This is a genomic window from Pseudomonas flavescens, assembly GCF_013408425.1.
Lineage (GTDB): Bacteria > Pseudomonadota > Gammaproteobacteria > Pseudomonadales > Pseudomonadaceae > Aquipseudomonas > Aquipseudomonas fulva_A.
The window spans coordinates 154640-171910 of sequence record NZ_JACBYV010000001.1; the positions used below are offsets into that span (position 1 = coordinate 154640).

19 protein-coding genes and 1 riboswitch are annotated in these 17271 nt (G+C 61.8%); of the genes, 15 read left to right on the top strand and 4 right to left on the bottom strand.

The genetic code is table 11. From position 1 onward, the window contains the following. Window positions 1–20 precede the first annotated feature (20 nt). On the top strand, window positions 21–1133 hold the full coding sequence (locus tag FHR27_RS00650) for an S-(hydroxymethyl)glutathione dehydrogenase/class III alcohol dehydrogenase (RefSeq protein ID WP_042555194.1): 1113 nt from the start codon (window positions 21–23) through the stop codon (window positions 1131–1133). 59 nt (window positions 1134–1192) lie between these two features. Next, window positions 1193–2038: an S-formylglutathione hydrolase gene (fghA, locus tag FHR27_RS00655; RefSeq protein WP_179537519.1), complete on the top strand. Its 846-nt coding sequence runs from the start codon at window positions 1193–1195 to the stop codon at window positions 2036–2038. 56 nt (window positions 2039–2094) lie between these two features. On the opposite strand, the gene FHR27_RS00660 is transcribed toward fghA, so the two are convergent. After that, on the bottom strand, window positions 2095–2640 hold the full coding sequence (locus tag FHR27_RS00660; RefSeq protein WP_052493837.1) for a Dps family protein: 546 nt from the start codon (window positions 2638–2640) through the stop codon (window positions 2095–2097). 331 nt (window positions 2641–2971) lie between these two features. Between FHR27_RS00660 and ispF the strand changes: the two genes are divergently transcribed. The 7 genes from ispF (at window position 2972) to rpoS (ending at window position 8886) form a co-directional block, all read left to right on the top strand. Continuing rightward, window positions 2972–3445, top strand: a complete 474-nt coding sequence (gene ispF / locus FHR27_RS00665; RefSeq protein WP_042555196.1) for a 2-C-methyl-D-erythritol 2,4-cyclodiphosphate synthase — start codon at window positions 2972–2974, stop codon at window positions 3443–3445. Then, window positions 3442–4500 (top strand): tRNA pseudouridine(13) synthase TruD, encoded by a 1059-nt coding sequence (gene truD / locus FHR27_RS00670; protein ID WP_042555197.1) that lies wholly within the window; start codon window positions 3442–3444, stop codon window positions 4498–4500. Before ispF ends, truD begins: the two co-directional genes overlap by 4 nt. Continuing rightward, a complete protein-coding gene (gene surE / locus FHR27_RS00675; RefSeq protein ID WP_042555198.1) occupies window positions 4488–5240 on the top strand; it encodes a 5'/3'-nucleotidase SurE in 753 nt (250 codons plus the stop codon). The genes truD and surE overlap by 13 nt, the downstream gene beginning before the upstream one ends. Beyond that, entirely contained in the window at window positions 5237–5905 is a 669-nt protein-coding gene (locus FHR27_RS00680) for a protein-L-isoaspartate(D-aspartate) O-methyltransferase (RefSeq protein WP_042555199.1), read from the top strand. The genes surE and FHR27_RS00680 overlap by 4 nt, the downstream gene beginning before the upstream one ends. Window positions 5906–5927: 22 nt before the next feature. Next, the gene (locus tag FHR27_RS00685; RefSeq protein WP_042555200.1) at window positions 5928–6857 is read left to right on the top strand and encodes a DUF368 domain-containing protein; all 930 of its coding nucleotides are present in this window, start codon (window positions 5928–5930) and stop codon (window positions 6855–6857) included. A gap of 91 nt (window positions 6858–6948) precedes the next feature. Beyond that, window positions 6949–7767: a peptidoglycan DD-metalloendopeptidase family protein gene (locus FHR27_RS00690; protein WP_082045847.1), complete on the top strand. Its 819-nt coding sequence runs from the start codon at window positions 6949–6951 to the stop codon at window positions 7765–7767. Between the two features lie 108 nt (window positions 7768–7875). Then, window positions 7876–8886 (top strand): RNA polymerase sigma factor RpoS, encoded by a 1011-nt coding sequence (gene rpoS, locus FHR27_RS00695; RefSeq protein WP_042555202.1) that lies wholly within the window; start codon window positions 7876–7878, stop codon window positions 8884–8886. Window positions 8887–9041: 155 nt separating this feature from the next. On the opposite strand, the gene mqo is transcribed toward rpoS, so the two are convergent. Further along, the gene (gene mqo, locus FHR27_RS00700) at window positions 9042–10544 is read right to left on the bottom strand and encodes a malate dehydrogenase (quinone) (protein WP_042555203.1); all 1503 of its coding nucleotides are present in this window, start codon (window positions 10542–10544) and stop codon (window positions 9042–9044) included. Window positions 10545–11370: 826 nt separating this feature from the next. On the opposite strand from mqo, the gene FHR27_RS00705 reads away from it, so the two are divergent. Beyond that, a complete protein-coding gene (locus tag FHR27_RS00705) occupies window positions 11371–11955 on the top strand; it encodes a YajG family lipoprotein (protein WP_042555205.1) in 585 nt (194 codons plus the stop codon). Window positions 11956–12028: 73 nt separating this feature from the next. Here FHR27_RS00705 and FHR27_RS00710 read toward each other — a convergent pair whose 3' ends face one another. After that, window positions 12029–13192, bottom strand: a complete 1164-nt coding sequence (locus FHR27_RS00710; protein WP_444964371.1) for a 1-acyl-sn-glycerol-3-phosphate acyltransferase — start codon at window positions 13190–13192, stop codon at window positions 12029–12031. Between the two features lie 152 nt (window positions 13193–13344). Here FHR27_RS00710 and FHR27_RS00715 point away from each other — a divergent pair, with 152 nt between their 5' ends. The 5 genes from FHR27_RS00715 (at window position 13345) to FHR27_RS00735 (ending at window position 16384) form a co-directional block, all read left to right on the top strand. Next, window positions 13345–13527: a CPXCG motif-containing cysteine-rich protein gene (locus tag FHR27_RS00715; RefSeq protein WP_042555207.1), complete on the top strand. Its 183-nt coding sequence runs from the start codon at window positions 13345–13347 to the stop codon at window positions 13525–13527. Next, complete coding sequence (locus FHR27_RS00720; RefSeq protein ID WP_042555208.1) at window positions 13527–13787, top strand: putative signal transducing protein; 261 nt, start codon at window positions 13527–13529, stop codon at window positions 13785–13787. Before FHR27_RS00715 ends, FHR27_RS00720 begins: the two co-directional genes overlap by 1 nt. Window positions 13788–13824: 37 nt before the next feature. Beyond that, a complete protein-coding gene (locus FHR27_RS00725; RefSeq protein WP_179537521.1) occupies window positions 13825–14442 on the top strand; it encodes an SOS response-associated peptidase in 618 nt (205 codons plus the stop codon). A gap of 67 nt (window positions 14443–14509) precedes the next feature. Beyond that, on the top strand, window positions 14510–15325 hold the full coding sequence (locus tag FHR27_RS00730) for a M48 family metallopeptidase (protein ID WP_042555210.1): 816 nt from the start codon (window positions 14510–14512) through the stop codon (window positions 15323–15325). A 60-nt stretch (window positions 15326–15385) separates the two neighbouring features. Beyond that, window positions 15386–16384, top strand: a complete 999-nt coding sequence (locus FHR27_RS00735; protein WP_179537522.1) for an NAD-dependent epimerase/dehydratase family protein — start codon at window positions 15386–15388, stop codon at window positions 16382–16384. Window positions 16385–16437: 53 nt separating this feature from the next. Here FHR27_RS00735 and FHR27_RS00740 read toward each other — a convergent pair whose 3' ends face one another. Beyond that, window positions 16438–17028, bottom strand: coding sequence for a TMEM165/GDT1 family protein (locus FHR27_RS00740; RefSeq protein WP_042555212.1), 591 nt, complete (start codon window positions 17026–17028; stop codon window positions 16438–16440). Window positions 17029–17115: 87 nt separating this feature from the next. Then, window positions 17116–17270, bottom strand: a riboswitch (yybP-ykoY riboswitch). Window position 17271 lies beyond the last annotated feature (1 nt).

Consider the following 17271-nt stretch of genomic DNA (forward strand, 5'->3'; position numbering starts at 1 on the left):
CCCATCAGGAGAATCTGGATATGATCAAGTCGCGCGCCGCCGTAGCCTTTGCGCCCAACGAGCCGCTGAAAATCGTCGAAGTGGATGTCGAGCCGCCCAAGGCCGGGGAAGTGCTGGTGCGCATCGTCGCGACCGGTGTTTGCCACACCGACGCCTACACCTTGTCCGGTGCCGACTCCGAGGGCGTATTCCCCTCGATCCTCGGTCACGAAGGTGGCGGCATCGTCGAAGCCATCGGCGAGGGCGTGACATCGGTGGCTGTAGGGGATCACGTGATTCCGCTGTACACCGCCGAATGCCGCAAGTGCAAATTCTGCCTGTCGGGCAAGACCAACCTGTGCAGCTCGGTGCGTGCTACCCAGGGCAAGGGCCTGATGCCCGACGGTACGTCGCGCTTCAGCTACAACGGTGAGCCGATCTATCACTACATGGGCTGCTCGACGTTCTCCGAATACACCGTCCTGCCGGAAGTCTCCCTGGCTGTCATTCCGAAGGAAGCGCCGCTGGAAAAGGTCTGCCTGCTCGGCTGTGGCGTGACCACCGGTATCGGCGCCGTGCTCAACACCGCCAAGGTGGAGGAGGGCGCCACCGTTGCCATCTTCGGCCTGGGTGGCATCGGCCTGGCAGCGATCATCGGAGCGAAGATGGCCAAGGCCTCGCGCATCATCGCCGTCGATATCAATCCGGCCAAGTTCGACGTCGCCCGCGAGTTGGGCGCGACCGATTTCGTCAATCCGAAGGATTACGACAAGCCGATCCAGGACGTGATCATCGAGTTGACCGATGGCGGTGTGGACTACAGCTTCGAATGCGTCGGCAACGTGCAACTGATGCGCGCCGCACTGGAGTGCGCGCACAAGGGCTGGGGTGAAAGCGTGATCATCGGCGTGGCCGGTGCTGGCCAGGAAATCAGCACCCGCCCGTTCCAGCTGGTAACCGGTCGCGTTTGGCGTGGTTCGGCTTTCGGTGGCGTCAAGGGCCGCACCGAACTGCCGAGCTATGTGGAGAAGTCGCAGAGTGGCGAAATCCCGCTGGATACCTTCATCACCCACACCATGGGCCTGGAGCAGATCAACGACGCCTTCGATCTGATGCACGAAGGCAAGAGCATCCGCACCGTCATCCACTATTGATCAGTGGGGCGGATAACGCCGTCGCCCGACGGCTTGTCCGCCGCCCGTGAGGACTCGTCATGACTTTGGAAATCGTTTCCAGCAACAAGAGCTTTGGCGGCTGGCACAAGCGCTATCGCCACCGCTCCACGTCGCTCAACTGCGACATGGTGTTCGCCGTCTATCTGCCGCCGCAAGCCGAGAAGGGCGCCAGGCTGCCAGTGCTGTATTGGCTCAGCGGGCTGACCTGCACCGACGAGAACTTCATGCAGAAGGCCGGCGCCCAGCGCATGGCAGCCGAGCTCGGCCTGATCATCGTCGCCCCCGACACCAGCCCGCGCGGTGAGGGCGTGCCGGACGACGCCAATGGCGCGTACGACTTCGGTCTGGGTGCCGGCTTCTACGTCAATGCGACGCAGGAGCCCTGGGCGCGTCATTACCGCATGTACGATTACGTGGTGCAGGAACTGCCAGCGTTGATCGAGGCCAACTTTCCGGTATCCGACAAGCGCGGTATCGCCGGACACTCCATGGGCGGCCACGGCGCGTTGATCTGCGCGCTCAAGAATCCGGGGCGTTATGCTTCGGTCTCGGCCTTTTCGCCGATCACCAATCCGCTGAACTGCCCGTGGGGCGAGAAGGCGTTTTCCAACTATCTCGGTGACGACCGTTCGCGCTGGCGCGAATGGGATGCCAGCGTGCTGATCGCCGATGCGACGGAGAAGTTGCCGATTCTGGTGGACCAGGGAGATCGTGACGATTTTCTCGACGGCCAGCTCAAGCCTCATGCGCTGGAAGCGGCGGCCAAGGCGGCCAGCCATCCGCTGACCCTGCGCCTGCAGCCGGGGTATGACCACAGCTACTACTTCATCGCCAGTTTCATCGAAGACCACTTGCGCCATCATGCCGAGGCGCTGGCTCGCTGAATGAAAAAGGGCGCTACCGGTTCAACCGGCAGCGCCCTTCCTTTCGCTGCTACGGATCACTCACCCAGACTGGATCTCAGCATCCAGGCATTCTGCTCGTGCACGCCGATGCGCGCTACCAGCATGTCGTGGCTGAACAGGTCACCGGCTTCTTCGGCGAGTTCAGCGAACTCGCTCATGCGCCGAGCCACTGCTTCGTTGTCCTTCACCAGCTCGCCGATCATCTGCGGTGTAGGTTTGTGTGGCGCTTCATTGTCGATGACGGTGAGCGCGCGGAAGGTTTCCCCACCGGTCGGCGCCAGTTTGCCCAGGGCGCGGATACGCTCGGCAAGCTCGTCAGCGGCCTGATGAATTTCGTTGTACTGCGCGTCGGTCAGCTTGTGCAGGCCATAGAAGTTCGAGCCTTGCACGTTCCAGTGCACGCCCAGGGTCTTGACGTACAGGGTGTAGCTGTCCGCGACCGCCTTGGTCAGTGCTTCAGCGACCTTCTCGCGGGCAGCGCCATCGACGCTGGTATTGATGGCCAGGCCATCGCCCTTGAGTTTCTGTGCGCTGGCTTTTGCCTTGGGTTTTGCTGCTGTCGGTTTGCGTGCTACGGCCATGATGGTCTCCATGGTTGCTAGAAATGTTTTGCTACCTCTTGTCGACTATCCGTAGGGCGAGAACATTCCAACATTTTCGCGATATAGAGTTTGCGAAGGCGGTGGAGGGGGAAGCTGCCTTGCGGTTTTTCTCTTCAGGTCGCCTGTACGGTCGCGCGCTGACGCCCTGAGCAACCTGTGCCGGAGCGCGGTGTTTTGCTCGACATGGAGATCACTGAAAATGGCTAGGCGGGAATGGGTTTTATTCCATTGGCCGCTTCAGCAGCCGGGCAAGTCCGCCTCCAGTTGTTCTTTCGGGTAGAATCGGCCTTTTTTGCGAGGGCATCGGTTCATGCGGATTGGCCATGGTTACGATGTGCACCGCTTCGGCGATGGGGATTTCATTACCCTGGGCGGTGTGCGTATCCCCCACAAGTTCGGCCTGGTTGCCCACTCCGATGGCGATGTGGTGCTGCATGCCCTTGCCGATGCGTTGCTCGGCGCCGTAGCGCTCGGTGATATCGGCAAGCATTTCCCGGATACCGACCCTGACTTCAAGGGCGCTGACAGCCGTGTGCTGTTGCGCCATGTGCTGGGGCTGGTTCACGCCAAGGGCTGGAAGGTTGGCAACGTCGACGCCACCATCGAAGCTCAGGCGCCAAAGATGGCTCCGCATATCGAAGCGATGCGCCGGCTGATCGCCGAGGATCTGCAGGTCGAACTGGATCAGGTCAACGTCAAGGCCACCACCACCGAGAAGCTGGGTTTCGTGGGCCGTGAAGAAGGTATCGCGGTGCATGCCGTGGCCTTGCTGGTCAGCGCATGACCGAACTGGAACTGCTCGGCCCGCGGGCCTATGGCGAGCCCTGCGGAAAGGCTGTTCTTAAGGCCGTCGCCGAGGATTTTCAGGTCGACGAAGTGCTGGATATCGAATTGTCCGGCGCAGGTGAGCATCTGTGGCTGTGGGTCGAGAAGCGTGGCCTGAATACCGAGGAGGCTGCTATCCGCCTGGCGCGTGCCGCCGGAGTGCCGGTACGAATGATCAGTTATGCCGGGCTGAAGGATCGCCAGGCGTTGACTCGGCAGTGGTTCAGCCTGCATTTGCCCGGCAAGAGCGATCCCGATCTGGGTAAGGCTCAGGACGAATCCCTGGTGATCCTCAAGCAGGTTCGCCATTCGCGAAAGCTGCAGCGCGGCGCCCATGCTGCCAATGGTTTCATCCTGCGCCTGACTGCCTTGCAGGCCGATCAGGCGGCGCTGGATGAACGCCTGAGAAGCATCGCCGCCCAGGGCATTCCCAATTACTACGGCGCTCAGCGCTTCGGTTTCGAGGGCGGCAACGTTGCGCATGCCCGGCATTTCGCCGAGCGCAAGGAGCTGCCGGAAAAGCGCAATGTGCGCTCTCGCGTCCTGTCGGCCGCGCGCAGCTTTCTGTTCAACCGGGTATTGGCCGAGCGAGTCGCCGCCGGCACCTGGAACCAGGCGCAGCCCGGCGACCTGCTGGCGTTCACCAACAGCCGCAGTTTTTTCGCTGCCGGTGAAGCCGAATGCCTGGATCCGCGATTGGCCCAGCTGGACTTGCACCCGACCGGTCCGTTGTGGGGCGAAGGCCCGTCCCCAGCGGCTGGAAGCACTCGACATCTGGAGCAGGGCATCGGTGACGCCGAGGCGCAGCTGGCCTTATGGCTGGCAGAAGCGGGCATGGCGCACGAACGGCGTATCCTGCGCCTCCCCATTAGCGGTTTGACGTGGCATTATCCCGAGCCTGACATTCTGCAACTGGAATTCGTCCTGCCGGCTGGATGTTTCGCCACTGCTCTGGTGCGCGAAATCGTCGACCTTTTGCCTGCAGGGCAGACGGACAACCCATGCGTATTCTGATTTCAAACGATGACGGCGTGGCCGCACCGGGCCTTGCCGCGTTGCATGCTGCGCTGGCCGATTACGCCGACTGCACAGTGATTGCACCCGATGGTGACCGAAGCGGCGCGAGCAGTTCGCTGACCCTCGATCGCCCGCTGCACCCGTGCGTCCTGGCCAACGGCTACATCAGTCTCAATGGTACGCCGACCGACTGCGTGCACCTGGGACTCCATGGCCTGCTGCCCGACGTTGCCGATCTGGTCGTGGCGGGTATCAACCTGGGGGCCAACCTCGGTGATGACGTGCTGTATTCAGGTACCGTAGCCGCGGCTCTCGAAGGCCGTTTCCTGGCCCGCCCGGCATTCGCCTTTTCGCTGCTTTCGCGTTCCGCCGAAAACATGCCGACCGCCGCTTATTTCGCTCGCAAGCTGGTCGAGGCCCATGAGCAGCTCGATCTGCCGCCGCGCACCGTGCTCAACGTCAACGTGCCCAATCTGCCACTCGAGCATATCCGTGGCGTGCAACTGACCCGACTCGGCCATCGCGCTCGGGCTGCGGCGCCGGTGAAAGTGGTCAACCCGCGTGGCAAGGAAGGTTATTGGATCGCCGCTGCCGGCGACGTGGAAGATGGCGCTCAGGGCACCGACTTTCACGCGGTGATGCAGGGCTACGTCTCGGTAACGCCGCTGCAACTCGACCGCACCTATCAGGATGGCCTGAATCGCCTCAAACCCTGGCTGGAGGGGCTGATGACATGAATCGGGAGCATGACCGCCACGGGATTGGCATGACCTCTCAGCGCACCCGCGAGCGCCTGATCCAGCGTCTCTACGATGAAGGCCTGTCGAACGCCCAGGTGCTCGAAGTGATTCGCCGTACACCGCGCCATCTGTTCGTCGACGAGGCACTGGCCCACCGTGCCTATGAAGACACGGCGCTGCCGATCGGCCATAACCAGACCATCTCGCAGCCCTACATGGTCGCGCGCATGAGCGAGTTGCTGCTCGCCGCCGGTCCGTTGGACAAGGTGCTGGAGATCGGTACGGGGTCCGGTTACCAGACAGCGATTCTGGCTCAACTGGTCGAGCGGGTGTTCACGGTCGAGCGCATTCAGGGCCTGCAGGAACGGGCCAAGGAACGACTGGTCAAACTCAGCCTGCGCAACGTGGTGTTCCGCTGGGGCGATGGCTGGGAAGGCTGGCCTGCACTGGCGCCCTACAATGGCATTATCGTCACGGCTGCTGCATCCGATGTGCCCCAGGCCCTGTTGGATCAATTGGCCCCAGGTGGGCGACTGGTCATTCCTGTCGGTTCAGGTGACGTTCAGCAATTGTTACTGATCATTCGCGAGGAACATGGTTTTTCTCGGCACGTACTCGACGCGGTTCGGTTCGTGCCCCTGCTTAACGGCCCTCTGGCCTGATTCAATCAATACGGAAGGATGCATGAAGAAAACCTTGTTGCTATATACCAAAGGGATAGCCATGGGCGCTGTCGACGTGGTGCCCGGTTTCTCCGGTGGCACCGTCGCCCTGATCACAGGTATATACGACAAGCTGCTCGCCTCGTTTGCCGCCATGCCCGAAGCGCTCCTGCTGTTCTTCCGCGGACGCGTCAAGGATGCCTGGCAGGCTTGCAACGCCAGCTTTCTGCTGGTCGTCATGCTCGGCATCCTCAGCAGCATCTTCACCCTGGCGCGGGCGATCAGTTTCCTGATGAGCGAGCACCCGGTACCGCTGTGGGCGTTCTTCTTCGGTCTTGTGCTGGTTTCCGTGTACCTGGTGGGGCGCGAAGTGAGTGCCTGGCGCGCCAATCGGCTGGTCGGTTTCGCAGTGGGGCTGGCGTTCGCGCTGTGGATCACGCTCGCTGTGCCCATGCAGCTCTCCGCTGACCCACTGATGCTGTTCATCGCCGGCGCCATCGCCATCAGCGCGATGATTCTGCCGGGCATCTCTGGGAGCTTCATCCTGGTGTTGCTGGGGCTTTACCCGGTGGTGCTGGGTGCCGTGAAGAATTTCGATCTGGCGGTACTGGCGATATTTTCTGCCGGTTGCGTGCTGGGCCTGCTGACCTTTTCCAAGGCACTGAGCTGGCTGCTGGCGCATATGCGCGACCTGACCATGGCGTTTCTCGCTGGCCTGATGCTGGGTTCGCTGGTCAAGGTATGGCCCTGGAAGCAGACGCTTACATGGCAAATCAACCGTCATGGTGAATCGTTTCCTCTGGAACAGGTCAATCTACTGCCGTGGCAGTTCTCTGATGTCAGTGGCGAAGACGCACAACTGCTGCTGGCCATTGCCCTGAGCTGTTTTGCCATCGTATTGGTGCTGGGTGTGGAATGGCTGGCGCGCCGCCGCCAGTTGCAAGAAGTCTGACGTTTCGGCGTTCGTTACGGGTCGCTCGAGGCCGTCTGCAAGGGAGATACGGGTGAGTTTCACAGCCAATCAAGGGCGCTTTTGCTCGGGCATGCTACGCAATGTGCTGGTTCTGGCCGTGTTGAGCACGGTACTGGCAGGTTGTGCCAGCTCGCACTCCGGTAATGTGCAGGTAGTGGACCGCAACAACGCTGCCGCGCAGCGCCAGCCGGTGACGTCTGGTCAATACCGCGTGCAACGAGGAGACACACTTTACTCCATCGCCTTTCGCTACGGCTGGGACTGGAAAGCGCTGGCCGCCCACAACGCCATCGCCGCTCCCTACATGATCCGGGTTGGCCAGGTTATTCGCTTCGGCTCAGGCAGTTCGAGCAGGCCGGTAGCGACCTCGTCCCCTTCTGCCAGCACACCTGTAGTGACTACGCCAAGTCGGCCAACCACGCCGGTTCAGGCGCCTCCGGCAAGAACCACCACACAGCCTTCGACGCCGGTCGTCGTGACCCCGGCAACCACGCCCGTGGAGCCTGTTCAGCGTTCGGCGACGGGGTGGGCATGGCCTGCCAGTGGTGCGATTATCGGACGTTTTTCCTCAAACGGTAGTTTGAATAAAGGCATTGATATCGCAGGTGAATTGGGACAGCCTGTCCTTGCTGCGTCTGGTGGATCCGTTGTCTACGCCGGGAGTGGGTTACGGGGCTACGGTGAATTGGTGATCATCAAACACAGCGATACCTACGTGAGTGCCTACGGTCACAACCGAAGGCTGTTGGTACGTGAGGGGCAGCAGGTCAAAGTCGGGCAACAGATTGCCGAGATGGGTTCCACAGGAACTGACCGGGTGAAGCTTCACTTCGAGATTCGCCGCCAGGGTAAGCCTGTAGATCCAATGCAATACCTGCCACGTCGTTGATCTGTCGCTCGTTCGCCCCTCATGTGGGATGGACGGGCTCGGATGTTGCCAAGGATAACGGCGCATCGGGGCTTGCTGGTCGAACTCAGCAAGGGACGGAAGAATAAAATGGCACTCAAGACCAAAGAAGCGCCGGAGTTTGACATCGACGATGAAGTGCTCCTGATGGAGCCCGACATCGATCTTGACGATGGGGCAGGCGAGCAGGCTGGTACCAAGACCACTGCGCGCGCCAAAGCCAAGCCATCCACCGGCAGCAAGCAACACAAGTACATCGACTACACCCGGGCGCTAGACGCCACTCAGCTTTACCTCAACGAAATCGGTTTTTCCCCCCTGCTTACCCCGGAAGAGGAAGTGTTCTTCGCGCGTCTGGCGCAGAAGGGCGATCCTGCCGGTCGTAAGCGCATGATCGAGAGCAACCTGCGGCTGGTGGTCAAGATCGCCAGGCGCTACGTCAACCGCGGGCTCTCGCTGCTGGACCTGATCGAAGAGGGCAACCTCGGTTTGATCAGGGCCGTCGAGAAATTCGATCCCGAGCGTGGTTTCCGTTTTTCCACCTACGCCACTTGGTGGATTCGGCAGACCATCGAGCGGGCGATCATGAACCAGACCCGCACCATTCGCCTGCCCATTCATGTGGTCAAGGAGCTCAATGTCTACCTGCGCGCAGCGCGGGAATTGACCCAGAAGCTCGATCACGAACCGTCCCCCGAAGAAATCGCCAACCTGCTGGAAAAGCCGGTGGGCGAGGTCAAACGCATGCTCGGGCTGAATGAGCGGGTATCGTCCGTTGACGTGTCGCTTGGCCCAGACTCTGACAAGACGCTGCTCGATACGCTCACCGATGATCGGCCCACCGATCCCTGTGAGTTGCTGCAGGACGACGATTTGTCCCAAAGCATCGATCAATGGCTCTCGGAACTGACCGACAAGCAGCGTGAGGTGGTGGTGCGCCGTTTCGGTCTGCGTGGTCATGAGAGCTGTACGCTCGAGGAGGTAGGTCAGGAGATTGGCCTGACCCGTGAGCGCGTTCGGCAGATCCAGGTGGAGGCGCTGAAGCGCCTGCGCGAGATACTCGAGAAGAACGGTCTTTCCGCCGATTCTCTGTTCCAGTAAACCCCGGCCTGCCAGGCCTTGTGCCAGTCAGCTCCGCTGACTGGCTTTTTATTGGGCGCGTGATTCCGGCAAACCGGTTCGCAGCGCGTCCTGCTCGCTCGGTGAGCAAAAAAAACGGCGCCCATGTGGGCGCCGTCTCGCTTTCCTGTGTCCGATCAGAGCGGCTGCGTTTCCTTTAGCTGCAGCAGGGCATCCGAGTGCGATTGCACGGCACGATATTGCTCTGCATCGCTGCTCAGTACCGCAGAAGGTGCTGGGAACATCTCGTGCAGCTTGCTGCTCCACTCGGCTGATGCCGCCTTTTCGGGGAAGCAGCGGCGAATCAGGTCGAGCATGATCGAGACCGTTACCGAGGCGCCTGGCGAGGCACCCAGCAGGGCGGCGATGGAACCGTCCTTGGCTGCCACCAGCTCGGTACCGAACTGCAGAATGCCGCCTTTCTTGGTGTCCTTCTTGATGATCTGCACGCGCTGGCCGGCGATCTCCAGGCGCCAGTCACTGGCCTTGGCTTGCGGATAGAAGCCGCGCAGCGTATTGAGGCGCTGATCCTGGGATTGCATCACTTCCTTGACCAGATAACGGGTCAGGTCGAAGTTGTCGCGAGCCACTGCCAGCATCGGGCCGATGTTGTTGAGGCGTACCGACATGGGCAGGTCGAGGAACGAGCCCTTCTTCAGGAACTTGGTGGTGAAGCCGGCGTAAGGTCCGAACAGCAGGGATTTCTTGCCGTCGACGACGCGGGTATCCAGATGCGGCACCGACATGGGTGGCGAGCCCACTTCGGCCTGGCTGTACACCTTGGCCTGGTGCTGGTTGACCACTTCCGGGTTGTCGCAGCGCAGCCACTGGCCGCTGACCGGGAAGCCGCCAAAGCCCTTGCCTTCCGGAATGCCCGACATCTGCAGCAGGGGCAGGGCACCGCCCCCGGCACCGAGGAACACGAAGCGGGCCTGGATCTCGCGGTGATTACCGCTCTTCGGGTCCTTGGTGCTTACGCGCCAGCCGTGCTCGTTGCGGGTCAGGTCCGTGACGCGCTGGTTGCAGGTCACGCGAGCGTTGCTCTGCTGCACCAGGTAGTCCAGCAAGCTCTTGGTCAGCGCGCCGAAGTTGACGTCGGTACCGTTGGCCACGCGGGTCGCTGCAATCGGCTCGCCGGGATCGCGGCCTGGCATCATCAGTGGCATCCACTGGGCCATGGTGTCGCGGTCTTCGCTGTACACCATGTCTTCGAAGGCATGGTGCACACGCAGTGCCTCGAAGCGTTTCTTCAGGTAGTCGATGCCTTTCTGGCCGCGAACGAAGCTGAGGTGTGGGACCGAGTTGATGAAGGTCTTCGGCGAGCCGAAGGTGCCTTTCTTGACCAGGTAAGCCCAGAACTGCTTGGATTCCTCGAACTGGGCGTTGATGCTCACCGCCTTCTTGATATCGATGGAACCGTCAGCCGACTCGGGGGTGTAGTTGAGCTCGCACAGGCCGGCGTGGCCAGTGCCTGCGTTATTCCAGGGGTTGGAGCTTTCAACTGCACCGGCGTCCATCGCTTCCACGACTTCCAGCTTGATGCCCGGATCGAGTTCCTTGAGTAGCACGGCCAGCGTCGCGCTCATGATGCCGGCTCCGACCAGCACTACATCTACAGCTTCGTAATCGTTCTGCGCCATTACCACATCTCCAAAAAATCAGCTTCCAATCGATGGCCTTCGGCCTGGGCGTAGATGCGCCTGTCAGCGGTTGCAGAGCTGTCCTGGGGATCCGGGTGACGGGAGGGGGTCGCCTTGTCCTGCCGCAAGATGATTCATATGTTCGCCACACTCTTGTGAAGTTATTGAAACCGTTTTTTCACGTTCTTTTGGAACGCGAACCTCAAAAGTTCATGTGCCTGTTGGGCCATCCTCGGCGGCAGATGTTCCGCGAAAACGCGGTAATCGCTGCATGGAGCGAGGACGGCTGTCGATATCGAGCAGCACGAAGTGGGCGACTCTCTGTGGCGTTGCCGATGGCTTGAAGTGCATCAGCGGTACGGCGAGGCCGATCAGGAGGCGTCCTTATAATCGGGGCGCGATTATAAGGCGAAAGCGAGAGAATTGATCAGATGCGTGTGACTTTTATTGCACGCGCAGTTCTGCCTGCAAACGCCCGGATGTGCGTTCAGCGGGAGGTGAAAGCGCTGTCCGGGAGCGCGGAGCCGAGCCAGGCGAGGCGTTGCTCGTTGACCTCGTGCCAGCTTGCAGGCCCCGGAGCATGGGCGCTCTGGCGAAATGCTCGGCATATGCCGTGTTCATCGACGCAGGCGAAAATCCGAGGGCGTGGTGGCAGTGCAGCCTTTTTCAGTAGTGCGCGCATCAAACAAACTTCCATCGTGCAAAGCGACCAAAGTCTTATACCGCTGGCATGTGACGAGCACATGACCGGAACCGCGTTCACCCATTGCAGGTCGATTCGTTATACTTCGCGACGCCTTATGCGCCCCTCCATGGAGAACCGAGTATGAATCGCCTGTTGTTTGGTCTGGTTGCCGCTCTCAGTCTGGCTCTTGTCGGTTGTGCCCACAGCCCGCAGCAAATCAGCCCGCAACCCAAGCTCATCGGATCATTGACCCCCGTTGGCCAGGGCCAGCCCGTGGTCGTACGCGTCGTTGACGGCCGTCCATCCCCGGTTCTGGGGACCCGTGGCGGTCTTTACCCGGAAACCAGCGCCATCAGCGTCGCTGGCCAGGACGTACTGCCCAAGCTGCAGGCTCAAGCCGAAGCCGCAGTGCGTTTGCTGGGCTTCACGCCTTCGGCCAACGCCTATAACGCGCCGCAACTGACCCTGACCCTGGCCGAGCTGAAGTATCAGTCGCCCAAGGAAGGTCTGTACGTCACCGAAGCCGACATGACCGCCACCTTCCGCGCCGACGTGCAGAACAGCAATCGCCGTTACAGCGGCCGCTACGGTGCTTCTCTCAACCAGCGCTTCGGCATGGCGCCGAATCAGGAAACCAACACCAAGCTGGTCAGTGACGTGTTGAGCGATGCCCTGACCCGCACCTTCAAGGATCCGACGCTGTCGCAGATTCTCAGCGGTCAGTAGATCGATCACGCAGTACGAAGAAGCCCCGACATGTCGGGGCTTCTTCATTTCTGAGCTAGCAGATTCTGCGTTATCAGAGTGGCAGGCCAGCCTTGATGCGGTACTGGTTGCGCACCGGCATGGCGTACTGCTGCACCAGATAGGGCTGCTGTTCGCTCGGGCATTTGCCCAGGCGCTGCTGCCATTGCTCCCTGGCGGCGGCCAGCTCGGCGGCGTCGAACAGCGTCTCGGCCGCGGGAACATCGAGCTGTGCATCGCGCTCGTTCCACATCGCATACGCCAGGTAGTGCACGGGAAACAGGCGATAGCCGGTGAGGATGTGCGCATCGGTGATGGCGGCCAACTGCTTGGCGTCTTCGAAGCCGCTGGTTAGCGGGTCGCCGAAATGCACGTGTACGCGACCTTTGTAGCCGGTGATGCCCAAGGCGATGCTCTTGTCGTCTTCACCCGGCTGTTTGGTGTAGCTGCCGGTCGTCGCACGGGTATAGAGCTCACGGGCCTTGGCGAGGTCGCAGGGATCATATTCATAGCTGATCGACACCGGAGTCAGCTTGAGGCTGCCGATGACCTCGGCGAACGGCTCGTCCTTGCGGCTCATGTGAAACATCTTGAGGATCGCCGAATCGGTACGGTCGTCGCCGTCTTTCGCGCGACCTTCGGCCTGGGCGATCCAGATCGATTCGCCGTCGTGGCGAATCGAGTGGCTGATATAGGCCGACAGCAATTGGTAGGCTGCCAGCTTCTCGCGGCGGCCGCTGATCGAGCGGTGTACGATGAAGCTCTTGTTCAGGCGCATCAGATCGCTAACGAAGGGCTTCTGCAGCAGGTTGTCGCCGATGGCGATACGTGGCGTCTGCAGCCCGGCGTGATACACCGCGTAATTGACGAAGGCCGGATCCATGACGATGTCACGGTGGTTGGCCAGGAACAGATAGGCGCTGCCTGCCTTGAGGGTTTCCACCCCGGAGTAGGTCACGCCATCGGTGGCTTTCTCGACGGTGCGGTCGACGTAGGGCTCGATGGTGTCCTGCAGGGCTCTCACCGAATCGATGCCTCGCAACCGCGAACGCAGTCGGTGAGCTATAAGAGGTTTGAGCAGCCAGCCGAATGGCCCCGCAAGACGCGGGAAACGAAACTGGGTAAGGATGTCGAGGAACGCATCGTCGGCCAACAGGCGCGCCAGAACCGCTGGAATTTCCGCGTCGGCGTAGGGTCGGATGCTATCGAATTCGCCCATCATGATCTCTTGTGATTGTCGCTGCGATTGAGAGGTTGAGCGCCCCGTCGAGGAGAGCCGCCGCCGTTCGGGCCCGCGAGCACGACGACAGCCGACCCGAGAGGCAGCAATAGACCGCCCATTATACCCTGCAAGTCACATGGAGGCGCCCTATGCTGGAAACCCAGGACTATCAATGCCCGTATTGCGGTGAGCCGGTCGAGGCCGTGTTGGACCTGTCGGCCGGTGATCAGCAGTACATCGAGGACTGCCCAGTGTGCTGCCGGCCAATCGTGTTTTCGCTCAATACCGATGGTGTGGAGTGGCAACTGGACGTAAGGGGGGAGAATGACTGATGAAGCGGATCTACGAGCCCCAGGACCTTATGGAGGGTGAGTTGTTGAAAGGCATGCTCGCCAGCGAGGGCATTCAGGCGCATCTGGTCGGTGGCCACCTGGTTGGCGCGGTGGGCGAGCTGCCGGCCTGTGGTCTGCTGGGTATGCTGGTCGAGGATGATGATTGCGAGCGCGCCCGCCAGTTGATCGCCGAGTACAATGGTGCGCAACCGCTGCCCGGTGACGAGCCGGATAACTTCCAGGGTGTGTTGCTGTGCTGATGCAGCCGCGCGTCCCTCCCTCCTGATCGGGTCACCCATGAGTGGACGCTTCGCCCTGTTTCGCTGGACGCCTGCTTTTACGGCGCTGGCCGGTTTTCCCGCTGATCAACAGCCTCACTGGAATCTGGCGCCCGGCGCTCAGGTGCTCCTGCAGCGTGCCGATGGCGAGCAGCGTTCGCTGGCGCGGGCGCGCTGGGGGCTGACACCGCCCTGGCTCACCGACCTGTCGAAGACGCCAGCCCACGCGCGTGCCGAGACGCTGGTCGATCAGCCCATGTTTCGCGACGGCTTTCGCCTGCGGCGCGGGTTGATCCCGGCCAACGGTTTCTACGAGTGGCGCGGTGCCGCCCGCAAACGCCCCTACTGGTTGAGCGGCCAGGACTCGCTCCTTTACTTCGCGGCCATCTGGGAAGCCTATCCGGTCGACGGGCATGTCTACCTCAGCACTGCCATGGTCACTCAGGCCGCTGCCACGCTGCGTCGCCCGCTGATTCTGAATGCGCAGGATCAGCAGCGCTGGCTGGCTGCGGATACACCGCTGGAGGAGCTGAAGGCGCTGCTCGTCGGGGCACCGCAGCCCCTGCGGGAACGGGTATTGAGCAACCTGGTCAATGATCCGAAGCTCGACGGGCCGGAGTGTCTGACCCCCGCCTGACCGCTCGGCTTGCGAGCACCTCTAACAGCCCCTAGCATACGTCGCTCAGTTCTCAGGGAGATCCAGCATGAAATCGTCGTTGTCTTTCACCACTCTGGCAGCGGCATTGCTGTTGGCAGGATGCCAGGCCGTCAATACCACCAGCGGTGGAGCGGTCGGCGTCGAGCGCAAGCAGTACATGTTCAGTGCGCTGTCGACCGATGAAGTCAACCAGATGTATGCCCAGTCCTATCAGGCAACGCTCAAGGAAGCCTCCACCAAGGGCGTGCTGGACAAGAACAGCGCGGATGCCAAGCGCCTGCAGCGTATCGCCGACCGGTTGATCAAGCAGGCGCCACTGTTCCGGCCCGATGCCGCTCAGTGGCAGTGGGAGGTCAACCTGATCGACAGCCCGGAACTGAACGCCAACTGCGGCCCGGGCGGCAAGATCATTTTTTACACCGGCATCATCCAGAAACTGAAACTCACCGATGACGAAATCGCCGCGGTAATGGGCCACGAAATCGCCCACGCCCTGCGCGAGCATGGGCGTGAGGCGATGTCCAAGGCCTATGGTGTGAACCTGGCCAAGCAGGGCGCCGCTGCGCTGTTGGGTGTGACACCGGACAAGATGGCCCTGGCCGATGCCGCGGTGAACTACGGCATGACCCTGCCCAACAGCCGCAGCAACGAGAACGAAGCCGACCTGATCGGTCTGGAGCTCTCGGCACGTGGCGGTTTCAACCCGAATGCGGCGGTTACCCTGTGGGAGAAAATGGCCAAGGCCAGCGAGGGTTCGCCACCTGAGTTCATGAGCACTCACCCCGCGTCTTCGAGCCGCATCGCATCCCTGCAGGCCGCCATTCCGAAGGTGATGCCGCTGTATCAGCAAGCGAAGAAGTGATCTGGACAGCGTGCGTGATCGTCCTGGGCTAGCCGTTTTTCGGCTGCGCGGGAGTCGTTCGTGAAAATTGCCGTCGTCGGCGCGTCGGGCCTGCTCGGTCATCACGCGGCGCGCGCGGTCAAGGCTGCCGGGCATCAGCTGGTACTGGTCCATCGTCTGTCTTCGCGCATCGAGCGCCTGGCCTATCTCGGTGCAGAATGCCGGGCAGCCGAGCTGCTCGATCAGCAGGCTCTGACCAGGGCCCTGCAGGGCGTAGACGGCGTGATTTTCTGCGCTGGCTATTATCCGCAGCGGCCCCGCCACTGGCAGGACGAGGTCGCCAGCGCGCTCGATCAGACCCAGCGTTTCTACAACGCCTGCCAGGCTGCCGAGGTGACGCGCATCGTCTACGTCGGCTCGGCCATCGCGCTGCCTCGGCACCCATCGGGGCAGCCTGGGCATGAGGGGCTGTTCTACGACGAAATGCCGCGCTCGCGTAATGCCTACCTTCTGTCCAAATGGGCGCTGGACCAGCAGGCCCGTGAGCAGGCGCGTGCCGGGCTGCCGGTGGTGATCGCGATTCCCGGCCTGTGTATCGGTGAGCTGGATGCCGGGCCAAGCAGCGGGCGGCTGATCACTGCCATCGACAGTGGCGAGATGCGCGGCTACGTGCCGGGTCAACGCAATCTGATCGATGCCAGCGAAGCGGGGCGTGGCTTGCTGTTGGCTCTGGAGCATGGCCGTGTGGGGGAACGCTACCTGATCACCGGCGAGAACATTCCGATGGCCGATCTGGTCGGGCGTATCGCCGAGCGGCTGGGTGTCGCCGTGCCGGCAGAGTTGTCACTGAACAAGGCCAACGGTCTGGCGGCATGGGGCAGGCTGCGTCATCGCCTCACCGGCGCCTGGCCGTGGCTCGATGAGACGGCCATCGCGCTGATGTCCGGAAGCCAGTTCCTCGACGGGCGCAAGGCCCGTGAAGAACTGGGTTTCGTTGCCCGCCAGTCGGTGGACGATACCTTGCAGCGCAGCATTCAGTGGTTCGCCGAGAACGGCTATCTGCGCCGTCGCCCGGCTTAGGGGCTGTTGACCTTTCGGCGCCGCCGCGGTGAAGCGTCAGCAGGCCTCGGCGATCACTTGCCGACGAGGCCGCTCAGCAGTAGTGCCTGATAGGCCGCATAGAGCGCCAGCGCCGCGAAGGCGGTGGCGGCCAGCCGACGGATCAGGGTGAGGGGCAGGCGATCAGCGGCGAAGTTGCCAGCCAGTACCACCGGCACGTTGGCGATCAGCATGCCCAGGGTGGTGCCGATGACCACCATGATGAAGTGTGGGTACTGGGCGGCGAGCATCACGGTGGCTACCTGGGTCTTGTCGCCCATTTCGGCCAGGAAGAAGGCGATCAGGGTGGTCAGGAATGGGCCGTAGCGTCTCAGGTTGGAGCTTTCGTCATCGTCGAGCTTGTCCGGAATCAGCGTCCACAGCGCCACGATGATGAACGAGGCGGCGAGTATCCAGCTGAGCAGCGCGGGCGAGAGCAGCCCCGCTACCCAGTTACCGACCGCGCCAGCCACCAGGTGGTTGGCCAGCGTGGCAACCACCATGCCCCAGATGATCGGCCACGGCCTGCGGAAGCGCGCGGCCAGCAGCAACGCGAGCAGCTGCGTCTTATCGCCGATTTCCGCCAGGGCGACGATCAGGGTGGGAACGAAAAGAGATTCCAGCATCAGGTTTCCTAAAGGGGCGGGTAGACACGGCTATGACACGTACAACCTTCCCGCCCCGGGTAAGGTGTTCGTGTCATAGGTCTTGTCAAACCCTGCGCGGCACTCGTGCTTGCTGTGGCCGAGTTGCGCAGACCCGTCTTGGCGGGTCTTGGGTCGCACGCACCATGGTCAACCGACCAAGTATGTTGATGCATGCCGGGCGAGCTGGCGCTCGCGGGAGACTACTCCCCTAGGACGCGCGCA